Below are 14,456 nucleotides of genomic sequence, written 5' to 3'. Positions count from 1 at the left end.
CGAATTCTCGTGACCATCTCCGCTCTTAATTCCACTGGCGCAAGGAAGCCCGCCATGAACATTGCCGCATCCCGGACTGCGGAAGCTCCTACTGCGCGCGCTCAAGTGCAGTGGAGCCTTCGCTGGGAAAGCGAACTGCGGCTCGCTGATCATGCCGAGCTCGCCGAGTTCTTCCGCAAGAGTTACGGGCCGACCGGTGCGTTCAATGCGCAGCCATTTGAGGGCAACCGAAGTTGGGCCGGTGCAAGACCTGAGGTCCGCGTAATCGGTTACGACGCGCGCGGGATAGCTGCTCACGTCGGGCTACTACGCCGTTTCATCAATGTTGGTGGGGTCGATCTTCTCGTGGGCGAACTGGGGTTATATGCGGTGCGTCCGGATCTTGAAGGCTTGGGAATTAGCCAGGCAATGCGCGTGATGTATCCCATGCTGCAGCAGCTTGGGATTCCATTCGGCTTTGGCACGGTTCGGCCTGCGCTCGAGAAACATATGACCCGACTGGTCGAAAGGCAGGGGCTCGCCACCCTCATATCTGGCATTCGCGTCCGCTCCACGCATCCGGATGTCTATTCCAATTTGTCGCCGATCCGCATCGAAGACGTGATCGTGGTGGTTTTTCCGGTTGGACGCTCGATAAGCGAGTGGCCGGCCGGGACGATCATCGATCGGAACGGGCCCGAGTTGTGAAAGAGCTTTTCCCCCTATCTGGTGTCCGTTGCGACTACGCTGACGTGAGTGGAAGTCGCCCCGTCTATTTGACCTTTGATGATGGGCCAAATGCATTTTGCACGCCAGAGGTGCTCGATGTGCTGGCGCAACATCGGACTCCGGCGACGTTCTTCGTGATCGGCACGTACGCGGCCGAACAACCTGAACTCATTCGACGAATGATCGCGGAAGGGCACGAGGTTGCGAACCACACGATGACGCATCCGGATCTATCCAGATGCGGACCAGCGGAGGTACGCGATGAAGTTCTGGCGGCGAGCGAGGCGATCCGTTCGGCGTGCCCGCAGGCCTCACCCAGGCACGTGCGAGCACCTTACGGCATGTGGACACAAGAGGTGCTCGCTGTGTCAGCGAGCGCTGGTCTCACAGCTGTGCACTGGTCGGTCGATCCGAGAGATTGGTCCCGCCCCGGGGTTGATAGAATTGTGAATTCAGTACTAGCGAGCGTTCGCCCGGGTGCAATTGTGCTCCTGCACGACGGATATCCTCCTGATGAGGAGCGACCGTACACTGATGCCACGCTGCGCGATCAGACCACCATCGCGCTGTCACATCTGATCCCGGCGCTACAACGACGCGGGTTTCTAATCCGTCCACTCCCTCAGCTTCACTGAAAAAAACTGACACCCTATGGACCTGCTCGCTACAACAAGCGCTGTCGCTGTTTCGTCTTATGCGCTGCTCTCGACGATCTACAAGAGCGCGCAAGCGCTTTACGCCCAACCGGCGACGAACCCATCGCTGCAGGACAGCCTGGGACGATCGGAAGCGGTCCTTCCCAGTGTAGACGTCATCGTACCGTGCTTCAACGAGGATCCAATCACGCTCGCCCAATGTCTGGAGTCGCTTGCGAGTCAAGACTACACCGGAAAGCTACAGGTGTATGTGGTCGACGACGGATCTGCAAATCGCGACGTTGTCGCGCCTGTACACAAAATCTATGCGAACGATCCGAGGTTCAGCGTCATCTTGCTGGCAAGCAACGTTGGAAAGCGCAAGGCGCAGATCGCCGCAATACGCAGCTCATCCGGTGACTTGGTCCTCAACGTCGACTCGGATACGATACTTGCCGCTGACGTAGTCACGAAGCTTGTATTGAAGATGCAGGACCCGGAAGTCGGTGCGGCCATGGGTCAGTTGATAGCGAGCAACCGCAGCCAAACCTGGCTGACCAGGTTGATCGATATGGAATACTGGTTGGCATGCAACGAGGAGCGCGCGGCGCAGGCGCGTTTCGGTGCCGTCATGTGCTGCTGCGGCCCATGTGCCATGTATCGTCGCTCCGCGCTCGCCTTGCTTCTCGATCAATACGAAGCCCAATTCTTTCGTGGGAAGCCGAGCGATTTCGGCGAGGATCGCCATCTAACGATCCTCATGCTCAAGGCGGGATTTCGAACGGAATACGTCTCGGACGCGATCGCAGCAACATTCGTCCCGGACAGCCTTGGGCCATATCTACGCCAGCAACTCCGCTGGGCGCGCAGTACCTTCCGGGACACGTTCCTTGCATTACGCCTGCTGCCAGAGCTCGATGGCTATCTGACGCTAGACGTTATCGGGCAAAATCTCGGCCCGTTGCTTCTCGCCCTGTCATCACTGGCTGCGCTCGCACAGCTCCTAATCGCCGGCTCTGTACCCTGGTGGACGGGATTGACGATTGCTGCAATGACAATGGTCCGCTGCAGTGTGGCAGCCCTTCGTGCTCGCGAACTGCGGTTTCTCGGCTTCGCGCTCCACACACCGATCAATATCTTTCTCTTACTTCCTTTGAAGGCCTATGCGCTTTGTACCTTGAGCAACAGCGATTGGCTATCGCGCAAGGTCGCCAATGTGCCGGCCGAAGGGGAAGAGCAGTCTGTCATCCTGCACCCGAACGCTGGACGACACGCTGCAAGTAAAAGGGGAATGTCTGGAACAATTCATAAGGCGAGGCTTTCCAGCCCTGAATCGAGCCTGGCGGCAACGAAGAGTGTTTGCGGTTGCGATCGTTCGACCGCCTGCAAGTAGGTGATAGGCTCATGATCCTGGACGCAAACCATCAGCTATTAGAGCGAGAGTTGTCTGCCGACGATCCATGGCGCCTCGACAGTAGTTCCTTCGAGCAGGAGCGATACGCGCAAATGCTCCGGATGTCGCGTTGCAATGGAGACGTTGCGTGTGCCCTCGAAGTGGGATGTGCAGCCGGTGCATTCACCGGCATGCTGGCGCCGCTATGCGAACGACTCACCGTGGTCGATGTCATGCCGCAGGCGATCGAGCGAGCGCGACGACGGACCAGCAAGTGGTCGCATATCACGTGGGTGACCTCCGACATCCAGCGGTTCTCGACCACGGAGCGGTTCGATTTGATTGTCGTGGCCGAAGTTCTTTACTACCTCAAGGACATTGTCGAGATGCATGCGGCTATCCGCAACCTAGTGAGTATGCTTGCGCCAAATGGAGCTCTGATTTTCGGGTCCGCACGTGATGCCACATGTCAACGATGGGGCCACGCTGCTGGTGCCGAAACGGTGATCGCTCTCTTCAACGAGAGCCTATCGGAGGTCGAGCGTCTGCATTGCCAGACCGAGTCGGTCAACGAAGATTGCTTGATCGTCCGGTTCCGGAAGCCGGGTCATTCGTCAGAACAATCAAACGTCGACCACTAGACCAGGGGATCGTATGCGCATCTGCGGCATCAAGTTAACACATGACGGGGCAATTTCTGTCGTCGAGGACGGGCGGCTTGTCTTTTGCACCGAGCAAGAGAAGCGCGGCAACAGTCCACGCTATCAATCCGTCGAGAACCTCGATGCAGTCGTGCTCGCCTTGGCGGAGCATGGCCTGGATCCGCGGGATATCGATCAGTTCGTCATCGACGGCTGGGATGGGGAGATTGAGTCGCAGTTCCAGGTCCTAAGTGGCGCTGTGCCGATCGCGCTGAAAGGGGCGCCGTATGTCGAGCGCCATGCTGAGGGCCTTCTTGATTCCGTCGACGGCTTTGGCCTGATCCTCGGAGGCAAGGTGTTTCCATATAAGAGCTACCCGCACGTCACGGGCCACGTTGCGTCAGCATATAGCACCAGTCCCTTTGCCAGCGCGGGAAAACCCGCGTTCTGCCTGGTATGGGACGGCTGCATCTTTCCACGTCTTTACTATGTGGAACCTCGGGGGGCACGGTTCATTGCATCCCTGTTTCCGATGATCGGCCATGCCTATGCTGCCGCTGGCCTTCACTTCGGCCCTTACAGGCAGCCGAACCGCTCCAGTTGGGATTTGGGCATCGCCGGCAAGCTGATGGCTTACATCGCGCTTGGCTCTGTCGACGAAAGCATCGTGGCAGTGTTTCAGGAGCTCTATGAAAAGCGCTTCGCCGCTGACACGGAGCAAGCTCGTCGCTACCGCGCTGACATCAACAATGCGGAATCGTCGCTTGCAGCTATCCACGACTTCTTCGAGGCAAGCGCATTGCGCCTGACGGCCAAGCGAGATGAGGACGTCCTTGCGTCGTTTCATGCGTTCGTGGAACGTCTTCTTGTCAAAGAAATGGCGATGGTTCTGCTGCGACACTCGTCGCTTCCAGGAGCGCGAAATCTATGTATCGCCGGAGGTTGCGGTCTCAATATCAAGTGGAACAGCGCGCTTCGTGCGGCGGGATTGTTCGATGACGTTTGGGTGCCGCCGTTTCCGAATGACAGCGGCTCGGCAATTGGCGCTGCTTGCGGGGCGATAGCGGCGCAAAATGGCTTCGGGCCATTGGAATGGTCAGTCTACAGTGGTCCGGACCTGCAGGACTGCGAGCTTCCGCCGGATTGGGAGGCGGCGCCATGCGGTCTGCGTGAACTTGCGGCGATTCTGGCCGACAACAAGCCGGTCATCTTCCTTTCCGGGCGCGCCGAGCTTGGGCCGCGGGCGTTGGGCGGCAGAAGCATTCTTGCAGCGCCGACCTCCCCGGCGATGAAGGATCATCTCAACGACATCAAGCGTCGCGAGCACTTCCGGCCAGTGGCGCCGATCTGTCTGGAGGATCGGGCGCCAGAAATTTTCAGCCCAGGTACGCCAGATCCTTACATGCTGTTCGATCACCAGACCCGGGCGGAATGGCGTGACAAGGTCCCCGCTGTGGTCCATCTTGACGGCTCCGCCCGGCTGCAGACAATCCCTCGCAACTCTCCGCACAAAATCGCCGCGCTTCTCGTCGAATTTGAGCAACTCACGGGCATACCGCTGCTCTGCAACACGAGCGCCAATCTCTATGGACGTGGATTCTTCCCGGATGCTGCCGCGGCCTGCCAATGGGGGCGTGTCGAGCATGTGTGGTGCGACGGCCAGCTCTGGACCAACAAGGTGGTAAGGAAGCCATTGTCGGCCGAGCGACTTCTGTCAGCCTAAGAGTGACCATGTCCACCGTAGCAATCGACCTTGCCGGCGTGAAAAAGTCATTTGGCGACAAGGTCATCGTCAATGAACTATCGTTTTCGGTTGCGCGCGGAGAATGCTTCGGCCTGCTTGGGCCAAATGGAGCTGGCAAGAGCACGATTGCGCGTATGCTCCTCGGCATGATTTCGCCGGACGCAGGCAAGATTACGGTCCTCAATGAGCCTGTGCCTTCCCGCGCTCGTGTGGCGCGTGTGCGCATCGGCGTGGTGCCGCAGTTCGATAACCTTGAACGCGAGTTCACCGTTCGAGAGAACCTGCTCGTGTTTGGTCGCTATTTCGGCATGAGCGCTCGCAAGATCGAGGCGGTCGCGCCATCGCTGCTCGAGTTTGCGCGCCTCGAAAGCAAGGCGGACACGCGCGTCGCCGAGCTGTCCGGTGGCATGAAACGGCGGCTGACGCTGGCGCGTGCGCTAGTCAATGACCCGCATCTGCTCGTGATGGACGAGCCGACGACTGGTTTGGATCCGCACGCCCGCCACCTGATTTGGGAACGTCTGCGAGTTCTGCTTGCGCGGGGCAAGACGATTCTCTTGACCACTCACTTCATGGAAGAGGCCGAACGCCTGTGCGATCGGCTGTGTGTCCTCGAGGGTGGACGCAAAATCGCCGAAGGCAAGCCGGACGGCCTGATCGATGAGCATATTGGCTGCAACGTGGTCGAAATCTATGGCGATGATCCACATCAGCTCTGCGAGTTGATCAGGCCGCATGCACGGCACATCGAAGTGAGTGGAGAGACGCTCTTTTGCTATACACCATATCCGGACCAGGTACGCGTGAAACTGCGCGGGCGGGCGGGCCTTCGTATTCTGCAGCGCCCCCCTAATCTCGAGGACGTGTTTTTGCGGCTGACCGGGCGCGAGATGGAGAAGTGAGCGATGGGTGAAAGTTTTGCGGCGGTGATGCCCGCTAACGCGTACAATTGGATTGCGGTATGGCGTCGGAACTTCCTAGCATGGAAGAAAGTCGCACTTGCATCGATTCTCGGCAACCTCGCAGATCCTATAACCAATCTGTTTGGCCTCGGCTTTGGCCTTGGACTGATCGTGGGGCGCGTTGAGGGGACGTCTTACATCGCCTTCCTGGCGGCAGGCATGGTCGCGACCAGCGCCATGACGTCCGCGACCTTTGAAACCATGTATGCAGCCTTTGCACGCATGGACGCCAAGCGCACCTGGGAAGCAATCCTCTTCACTCAGCTCACGCTTGGCGACATCGTTCTGGGTGAACTGGTGTGGGCGGCCAGCAAGTCCGTTCTGGCCGGAACAGCGATTTGGATCGTCGCTGCCACGCTGGGTTATGCCTCATGGCCATCCATTCTGTATGCGATGCCAGCAATCGCCCTTACTGGCCTTGTCTTCGCCAGCCTTGCTATGGTCGTCATATCTCTTGCGCCAAGTTACGATTACTTCGTGTTTTACCAGACACTTGTCCTCACTCCTATGGTGTTTTTGTGTGGCGCGGTCTTTCCGACGAGCCAACTGCCCGGCTCATTTCAGCATTTCGCCGGCTTGTTGCCTCTCGCACATTCGGTCGACCTTATTCGCCCAGCGATGCTTGAGCGCGGCGCCGACAGCGCTGCCCTGCACGTAGGTGCGCTCTGCGTTTACGCGGTCCTGCCCTTTTTCGTCTCGACAGCACTATTTCGGCGCCGCCTGCTGCGTTGACGTGAGTTCAGCGAAAATGGAGAAAGTCACATCGATGCAATGTCACGATGCGTTCTGCGGCAGCTCGGGGTGACCTGGCCTGTCACAGCAGCCGCTTCAATGGCCTTAAGAGGCCCCGATCGGGCAAGGTCTACGGCCGTCTGTTCGGTCGATCGGTGCGGACGCCAGCACCGGTACTTCTGAGCGCCTGTCGCTAGGCGCCGAGACGGACTTTGCAGAGTTGTGTGTGCTATCTGGCCCGCGCACCCGACGGAGCGTGACTGTAAAGATTAGATAGGTGGGACGCAGTTGGCGTTCCCGTCATGATCAAATGGAGAACGGGATGTTGTGCCTGGGAGTGAGTGGCGGTCTTGACAGAATCTATGAAAGCTCGCCGGAGCTGCCGAATACATTTCTTCACGATGGCGCCGCGGTTCTTGTGCAGGATGGCCGCGTGATTGCTGCTGTCGAAGAGGAGCGCCTCAACCGCGTCAAGCACTCCAACAAGTTTCCGAGCAATTCGATCCAATACTGCCTTTCTACCGCAGGAGTTGAGCTCGGCGAGATCGACCGTATCGCGTTCTACGCGACTGAAGCCTACTGCGATACCATGCTCGAGCGCCTTTCTGTTTCTCAGCCCGTCCCGTTGGACGCCAAACTGTTGCTGCGCCAGCTGCTGGCACGGGAGTTCGGCGCTGAGATCGATCCGTCGCGACTTTCCTTCGTAAATCACCACGAAGCGCATGCCGTGAGCGCGTTTGCCATGTCCGGCTTCGAACAAAGTCTCGTTTTTGCGATCGACGGCGGTGGTGATTTTCTCTCCGGCTTATTGGCGGTGGGGTCTGGCACCGAAATTGCGCAACTTGCAAGCTTCCCGGAACATAATTCCCTGGGGCTGTTCTATCTCGAGACGATCCGATATCTCGGCTACGGGTTGTTCGACGAGTACAAAGTGATGGGGCTTGCCCCGTATGGTGATCCCGCTAACTATCGCGAGCTCTTCGCGCAGTTCTACGAGTTGTTGGAAAACGGCGGCTATCGCGTTCACCTGGATCGGATCGGATCGGTCCGGCCCTGGTCCGCAACATCGAGGTTCGGCGAAAAGGAATGCCATTCACCCAGCAGCATCGAGATGTCAGCAGCTTCGCTGCAGGAGGCGCTGGAGCGGATCGTGTTTCACATCCTACGGCACCATCGTGAAGCGACGGGCATTACACGCTTGTCCTTGGCTGGGGGAGTAGCCCATAATTGCACGCTGAATGGTAAGCTGCTTTATTCCGGGCTATTTGACGACATCTTTGTTCAACCCGCGGCGCACGACGCCGGTTGCGCGCTCGGCGCTGCGTTGATGCTGTCAAACGAGCTGGGCAGGCCGGCGCCGCGGGAGCCACTGCCGGACGTTTATTGGGGGCCCGATCTCGGCAACGAGCAAGCCGTTGAGCATGAGCTCAACGCATGGTCAGGCCACCTCGACATTCAACGAAGTGATGACATAGCATCCAGTGCGGCAGACTGGATGGCGAATGGCGATGTAATCGGCTGGGTTCAGGGCCGCTCTGAGTTCGGCCCACGTGCGCTTGGTAACCGCAGCATTCTTGCGGACCCGCGGCCTGCGGGAAACAAGGACCGCATCAATGCGATGGTCAAGAAGCGCGAGGGCTATCGCCCCTTTGCGCCATCTGTACTGGAGGAGGATGCGAGCGAGTTCTTTGAGCTCCCGGACGGCACGCGGCAGCTCCCCTTCATGAACTTCGTGGTTCGTGTGCGTGAAGCCAAGCGTAACGTGCTCGGTGCGATCACACACGTTGATGGGACCGCTCGGCTGCAGACAGTATCGCGCAAGGCAAACCCCACCTACTGGGATGTAATTAATGCGTTCAAGAGGCGAACGGGCATCCCAGTTCTTCTGAATACCTCATTTAACAACAATGCCGAGCCGATCGTGGAGTCCGTGTCAGATGCGATCACCACGTCCTTGACGACTGACCTGGACGGACTTGTTGTTGGGCCGTTCCTCGTCAGAAAGCGCGCAGCATCACTGCAGGATTTGAGTGCACTGGGCGTTTCATTGCCGCCGTATGCATCCCTTCATCGTGTTCGCTCCCACACAGCGCCAGATCGTCAGGAAACGGTCTGCGAGATCCGCACGGGACATTCCGCCCACGATAGTATGCGTATCTCACATGAGCTTTTCGAGATCTTGATGCGGATCGAGGGCGAGGCGTCGCTCGGCTGGCTTCTCGACGCAAGCAGGCAGGACCAGGCCAAGCGTGAAGATTTCGTGAAGGAACTGCGGCTCGTGTGGGAGCCGCGGGGCATTCGGCTACATCCGCCGCGCGGCTTGCGGCTGCAATAAAGTGCAAAGCGAAACATAGCCGGAACTCATGAGCATGGCCATGCCTATGCCTGCATGTGAGGAGGCCAGGCCATCCGAGGCACGGGGGTCATCGGGCATCCGACTGAAATCGGGCACGTCGACGCAACACCACTCAAGAAAAGACGGAAAGTGTTGCAAGAACGCGGCCCATCACGGATAGCGCTGCTATGAAGTTCTACCGACGCAGTTCGCCGGCACCGCGATTTCAGACCGTGACGTCGGACAAGATGATCGTGAGATGTCTGCAATGACGTCTCTTGTCCAAACAGGAGCCCGGGAAGAGGCAATGCAGAGCGGTTCGAAGAATGATAGGTTCGTAGTTTCTCGGCGACGCACGGGGTTCGGCGACTGCCTGTGGTCACTGGCGGCAGCTTGGCGTTTTGCAAAGCAGACAGGACGGACGCTAGCCATCGATTGGAGGGGATCTTGCTATCTCGATGAGCCATCCACCAACGCCTTTCCAGTCTTCTTCGAACCGGTTCAAGACATTGCTGGCGTGCGGGTGATTTGCGACGACAAGATCAATCAGTGCTCATTTCCGGGACCATTCTTCCCGACATGGTGGAACAAGCCATCCATCGATTGCGTCTATCGCCCGGACGAGCAGATTTTCCGGGAGCGCGACGAACTCGATCAACTGTTCCAAAGTCACAAAGATAGCGACGCTAACACGGTCGTGTGTGATGCGTGCCTGATGTGGCGCTGCGATCAGGAGGCCGAACGAGAAATCTTTCGGAGCATCAAGCCACGACCTGAAATTCAGTCTCGGATTGATGCTATCTACCGCGAGCACTTTGAATCGTACAGCGTAATTGGAATCCATGTCCGGCATGGCAACGGCGAGGACATTATGGGGCATGCTCCCTACTGGGCTGACCCGGAGCGCGCCTTGCGACAGGTCTGTAATGCCATTGATAAGGCTAGGGGGTTACCCCACGCAAAACCCGTGAAGGCTTTCCTGTGCACGGACAGCGCGATCGTCCTTGAGAAGGTTTCGACTATATTTCCTGATGTTTTCACGATTCCCAAACAGTTCCAGGCACCTCAGGCCGGCCCATTGCACAACGCCGCGCTCGGAGCCGAGGGCGGCTTTTCCGCCCTCATCGATATGTACCTCCTTGCGCGCTGCGATACCGTGATCCGTTTTCCCCCGACGAGCGCCTTTACGCGCTATGCGCGTCTCTTTGCCCCACGCGTTATAGAATTCGATTTGAAGGATCCGAGCCGATTGATCCTGATTGAACAAACCTCGCGAGAGCTCGTGGCTTCATGAAAGTCGTAGCCCGCCTGATCGATCTGATTGCCGCGTGTTGCATCCAGCAATATTGGCAGATCTTTTCGGGGCGGCAATTGTCTGTCCAATGTGAAGCTCTGCCGCGGACTTCCACCGAAGAACAGCGCGACGCGGGGTCCGAATGTCTTCCGCTGAAGCTCGACGTCGACAACAATGACCTTAACGTGCTGCCCCGGTAAACAGGTGTAACACGGCTTCGTCTTCGGCTCGGGGAGGCCGCAAGTCGAAGCTAATCGGTGGTCGGTCGCGGATGGACATATCGAAAGCGTCTCCGCTCAGCCGGCGAGTTCCGTCTTACGGTCGGTACTCGCTGGTGTGAACGGGCGCTCTCGGAGATTCACTATTTTGAAGAAGCAGTCAGTGCGCCAGGTTGTGGTCCGGGATCAATCCGCCCCGCGATGTGCCAGTGCTGGACACAGCAGAGCAGAGCGCGATGAAGTCGGCCGCAGTTGCGGACAAATCTAACGTACAGGTTGGTAACGTCAGCTTTCGAGTTGAAGCGGCTACTGTCGGCGGCCGCTATCCTAATCGATCGTTGCCCGACGAGAGGCGCTGGCCATTTCTTGGCTCTTCCAGTTGTGCGATCAGGAAGGAGAGCGCGGCTCGTCGCCTTATCTTTACGAAGGCGAGTGTGCTCGCGACATTGCGTAGCTGATGCACCATCGCTGTCACAAAGCACACCCAGCGTGTCTTGAACCCGCCAAGCATTCCGCGTGCGAGACATTAGGACGCAAAACGGAAGCGGATTTACATGCATCGCAGTGGCGCAAATCCTGCTACGCGTGCGGCGCGCAACAGGGGAGGAGGCGGGCGTGGGTCTGGATCTGCCAAATGACGATCTAATCAGAGGCCCGCTGCCCGACACACATTTGGCTTGCCCCTTTCAGGTCGATAAAGCCCGTGTTCATGCCGGAGAACAGAAGGCGATGTTGCTCACCGGAGCATCGCGCGGAATTGGTCATGCCACTGCCAAGCTGTTCTCGGAGGCGGGCTGGCGCATCATTTCTTGCGCGCGTCAACCGTTCGACGGCGGGCGATGCCCGTGGGAGGCAGGGAACGAAGATCATGTCCAGATCGACCTCAGCAATCATCGAATGCTGCCGCGCGCGATCACTGAGGTCAAGAAACGCTTGGCCGGTGCACCTTTGCACGCGCTAGTGAACAATGCCGGTGTTTCGCCGAAAATGCCCGCTGGCGATCGGATGACGTCGTTGACGACGTCAATCGAGACTTGGATGAAGGTGTTCCATCTCAATCTTGTGGCCCCGATCTTGTTGGCGCAGGGGTTGTTTGACGAGCTAAGAGCCGCGTCAGGATCGATCGTGAATGTGACTTCGATTGCGGGCTCGCGGGTGCACCCGTTTGCCGGCAGTGCCTATGCGACGTCGAAAGCTGCACTTGCGAGCCTCACACGCGAAATGGCCCACGATTATGCGCCGCATGGCATTCGCGTGAATGCGATCGCGCCCGGCGAAATCAGGACGGACATGTTATCGCCCGATACAGAATCGCGTCTCGTGCCAAGTATCCCGCTGCGCAGAGTGGGAACCCCGGATGAAGTGGCCAAGGTCATCTTTTTCCTGTGCTCAGATGCGGCCAGCTATGTCACGGGAGCCGAGGTGCCGATCAATGGTGGGCAACATCTGTGAATCGGCCGGCCTTGGCGACGCAGCTGACTTGAGCTGCAGCAGCGGTGCTTATGTTCTCCGCTGACGACGCGCACGAAATCCGCAAAAATGACATGAAAGCACATCGTAAGTTTACCGTCGTGCCATGAAAGGGTGTTACGGTTCTATGTCATCTCGTGAACACTTGGCGTTAGATCGAGAGTGACATGCAAAACGAAGCTCGCCAACCCGGACAAGGTACCAGGGAGGATGATCGAGAGAACGGAGACCGCCTCATGCTGGATATACCTTCCTCATGCGAACGACCTGCACCGCAACCGGAGCCGGAGCGTAAGCTCTCGAGCGAGCCGTTGCGTGAGAGCGCGCTAACCGGCATCGTCGAAATATCGAAAATACTCGCCGCTCCCTCGCGGCTCGAAGTCACGTTGGCCAACGTTGTTGGTCTTCTGCAGTCGTTTGTGCATATGCGACACGGCATCGTCTCACTGCTCGATGACGACGGCATGCCGGACATTACAGTGGGCGCCGGCTGGAGCGAAGGCAGCGACGAACGTTATCGGATGCGATTGCCGCGGACGGCAATCGACCAGATCATCGCGACCGACAGGCCTCTTGTCGTCGAGAACGTAGCCGCCGAGCCGTTATTCAGTGCTGCCGACCGGGAAGTGCTCGGCGCCTCGGATGATATGCCAGTGTCGTTCATCGGGGTTCCGATTCGCATTGATCCGAAGGTCGTGGGCACGCTGACGGTTGACCGCATCCGCGACGATAGGTCGAGTCTCGGCCTCGAGTACGATGCGCGACTGCTCGCCATGATCGCTAACCTGGTGGGACAAACAGTGAAGTTACATCGCTTGTTCGCCTGCGATCGCGAACGACTGATGGCGGAGAAAGATCGGCTACAAAAGCAAGTACTAGAGCTCAGGCAACCCGCTCGGGAGCGCAAGAAGCTACACGCCCATGGGATCATTGGGGACAGTCCAGCCCTGCGCGGGCTGCTCGAGAAGATTGCGGTTGTAGCCAGATCTAACAGCACGGTTCTGCTGCGTGGCGAATCCGGTACCGGAAAGGAACTAGTAGCCAAGGCCATTCACGAATCATCATCCCGCGCCAGGCGCCCGTTCGTTAAGCTGAATTGCGCGGCGCTTCCTGAGACCGTCCTGGAATCCGAATTATTCGGACATGAGAAAGGCGCCTTTACCGGTGCGTTCAGCTCGCGCAAGGGGCGCTTCGAACTTGCCGACAAAGGAACGCTGTTTCTTGACGAGATTGGCGAGATCTCAGCTCCGTTCCAGGCGAAGTTGCTGCGCGTTCTCCAAGAGCAGGAGTTCGAGCGCGTCGGCAGCAACCAGACTGTTAAGGTCGATGTTCGAGTGATAGCTGCGACCAACAAGAACCTTGAAGAGGCTGTCGCAAGCAGCGAGTTCCGCGCGGACCTTTACTATCGCATCAGTGTAGTTCCCTTGCTGTTGCCGCCCTTGCGCGAAAGACGCAGTGATATTCCCCTGCTTGCCAGGGAGTTCCTCAGAAATTTCAATAACGAGAACGGTCGTACTCTGACCTTGGAGGCGAGCGCGATCGATGTACTGATGAACTGCGGCTTTCCGGGAAATGTCCGCGAACTCGAAAATTGCATCGAGCGGACAGCGACGCTGTGCGCAGGATCATCGATTGTGAGAAGTGACTTTGCATGCTGCCAGGGCCAGTGTCTTTCTGCGATGCTGTGGAAAGGCACCTCCGACGAGAGACCGGACCAGCCCGTTCCCACGCCATCGGTGCCTGCAAAGTCCACCATTCCGCTAGCTGAAGCGACCCAGCCGGTCCAGTCTGTCGGCGGCAAACTGGCCTCACTGGGGCCTCCCGGCACAGTTCTCGTTAGTGGCGCAAAGATGGCCGATCGCGAACGGGTCATTGCCGCCATGGAAAGATCTGGCTGGGTGCAGGCAAAAGCAGCGCGCTTGCTCGGACTAACGCCGCGTCAAATTGGCTACGCGCTGAGGAAATATGGAATAGAGATAAAGCGGTTCTGAACGACGACATCGGTCGGAACTGCTACTGCCAAATAGCTATACGAGAACGATCCCGATAGGCATTCTCATCACAATCTGAAGGAAATGGGTCCGCCCACGGGGGCAACTTGGACCCAAGCATCCCGCGCGCTTGCGGGACTGCTGTCGAAGGGCGGGCTCACCTGGTTCGATGACAAAGGGACTTGCTCACAATGACATACTTAGCGTCATTGCGGGCCATGCAATCGCGAACAGTCGGTTGCGGATCATGTAACGAGTCGGTTGTGAAGAACACGCAAGCCGTTGAGAGAGAATCGATTTTTGGCGAACAGACATGGTTCTGTTCGCAGGATT

The 14,456-nt window shown here is 58.1% G+C and carries 12 protein-coding genes; all 12 read left to right on the top strand.

Annotated elements, in window-relative coordinates; translation table 11 throughout:
• The first annotated feature begins 54 nt into the window (after positions 1–54).
• The 12 genes from D6B98_RS37460 to nifA all read left to right on the top strand — a co-directional run bounded on the left by D6B98_RS37460 (position 55) and on the right by nifA (position 14,123).
• Positions 55–687 (top strand): NodA family N-acyltransferase, encoded by a 633-nt coding sequence (locus tag D6B98_RS37460; RefSeq protein WP_126261962.1) that lies wholly within the window; start codon positions 55–57, stop codon positions 685–687.
• A complete protein-coding gene (gene nodB, locus D6B98_RS37455) occupies positions 684–1,343 on the top strand; it encodes a chitooligosaccharide deacetylase NodB (protein WP_126261961.1) in 660 nt (219 codons plus the stop codon). Before D6B98_RS37460 ends, nodB begins: the two co-directional genes overlap by 4 nt.
• Before the next feature lie 16 nt (positions 1,344–1,359).
• Positions 1,360–2,736 (top strand): chitooligosaccharide synthase NodC, encoded by a 1,377-nt coding sequence (gene nodC, locus D6B98_RS37450; protein ID WP_126261960.1) that lies wholly within the window; start codon positions 1,360–1,362, stop codon positions 2,734–2,736.
• Positions 2,737–2,747: 11 nt separating this feature from the next.
• The gene (gene nodS / locus D6B98_RS37445; RefSeq protein WP_126261959.1) at positions 2,748–3,377 is read left to right on the top strand and encodes a nodulation methyltransferase NodS; all 630 of its coding nucleotides are present in this window, start codon (positions 2,748–2,750) and stop codon (positions 3,375–3,377) included.
• Between the two features lie 13 nt (positions 3,378–3,390).
• The gene (gene nodU, locus D6B98_RS37440) at positions 3,391–5,100 is read left to right on the top strand and encodes a nodulation protein NodU (protein ID WP_126261958.1); all 1,710 of its coding nucleotides are present in this window, start codon (positions 3,391–3,393) and stop codon (positions 5,098–5,100) included.
• A gap of 2 nt (positions 5,101–5,102) precedes the next feature.
• Entirely contained in the window at positions 5,103–6,023 is a 921-nt protein-coding gene (gene nodI / locus D6B98_RS37435) for a nodulation factor ABC transporter ATP-binding protein NodI (protein WP_126261957.1), read from the top strand.
• A 3-nt stretch (positions 6,024–6,026) separates the two neighbouring features.
• Positions 6,027–6,815 (top strand): ABC transporter permease, encoded by a 789-nt coding sequence (locus tag D6B98_RS37430; RefSeq protein WP_126261956.1) that lies wholly within the window; start codon positions 6,027–6,029, stop codon positions 6,813–6,815.
• A 322-nt stretch (positions 6,816–7,137) separates the two neighbouring features.
• Entirely contained in the window at positions 7,138–9,150 is a 2,013-nt protein-coding gene (locus D6B98_RS37420; RefSeq protein WP_235884877.1) for a carbamoyltransferase family protein, read from the top strand.
• A 307-nt stretch (positions 9,151–9,457) separates the two neighbouring features.
• Positions 9,458–10,444 (top strand): nodulation protein NodZ, encoded by a 987-nt coding sequence (locus D6B98_RS37415; protein ID WP_126261974.1) that lies wholly within the window; start codon positions 9,458–9,460, stop codon positions 10,442–10,444.
• Positions 10,441–10,644, top strand: coding sequence for a hypothetical protein (locus D6B98_RS37410; protein WP_126261955.1), 204 nt, complete (start codon positions 10,441–10,443; stop codon positions 10,642–10,644). Before D6B98_RS37415 ends, D6B98_RS37410 begins: the two co-directional genes overlap by 4 nt.
• Before the next feature lie 633 nt (positions 10,645–11,277).
• Positions 11,278–12,114, top strand: coding sequence for an SDR family NAD(P)-dependent oxidoreductase (locus D6B98_RS37405; RefSeq protein WP_126261954.1), 837 nt, complete (start codon positions 11,278–11,280; stop codon positions 12,112–12,114).
• 254 nt (positions 12,115–12,368) lie between these two features.
• A complete protein-coding gene (nifA, locus tag D6B98_RS37400; protein ID WP_235884876.1) occupies positions 12,369–14,123 on the top strand; it encodes a nif-specific transcriptional activator NifA in 1,755 nt (584 codons plus the stop codon).
• The last annotated feature ends 333 nt before the right edge of the window (positions 14,124–14,456 follow it).

This window comes from Bradyrhizobium sp. LVM 105, assembly GCF_003957705.1.
Taxonomy (GTDB): domain Bacteria; phylum Pseudomonadota; class Alphaproteobacteria; order Rhizobiales; family Xanthobacteraceae; genus Bradyrhizobium; species Bradyrhizobium frederickii.
The sequence above is the reverse complement of the archived record's forward strand: the minus strand, read 5'-3'. Positions and strand labels throughout refer to the sequence as shown.

Excerpts from the sequence above, each read along its gene's own strand:
- D6B98_RS37460 (WP_126261962.1), top strand. The coding sequence starts at position 55 with ATGAACATTGCCGCATCCCGGACTGCGGAAGCTCCTACTGCGCGCGCT.
- nodC (WP_126261960.1), top strand. The coding sequence starts at position 1,360 with ATGGACCTGCTCGCTACAACAAGCGCTGTCGCTGTTTCGTCTTATGCG.
- nodS (WP_126261959.1), top strand. The coding sequence starts at position 2,748 with ATGATCCTGGACGCAAACCATCAGCTATTAGAGCGAGAGTTGTCTGCC.
- nodU (WP_126261958.1), top strand. The coding sequence starts at position 3,391 with ATGCGCATCTGCGGCATCAAGTTAACACATGACGGGGCAATTTCTGTC.
- D6B98_RS37430 (WP_126261956.1), top strand. The coding sequence starts at position 6,027 with ATGGGTGAAAGTTTTGCGGCGGTGATGCCCGCTAACGCGTACAATTGG.
- D6B98_RS37420 (WP_235884877.1), top strand. The coding sequence starts at position 7,138 with ATGTTGTGCCTGGGAGTGAGTGGCGGTCTTGACAGAATCTATGAAAGC.
- D6B98_RS37415 (WP_126261974.1), top strand. The coding sequence starts at position 9,458 with ATGCAGAGCGGTTCGAAGAATGATAGGTTCGTAGTTTCTCGGCGACGC.
- D6B98_RS37410 (WP_126261955.1), top strand. The coding sequence starts at position 10,441 with ATGAAAGTCGTAGCCCGCCTGATCGATCTGATTGCCGCGTGTTGCATC.
- nifA (WP_235884876.1), top strand. The coding sequence starts at position 12,369 with ATGCTGGATATACCTTCCTCATGCGAACGACCTGCACCGCAACCGGAG.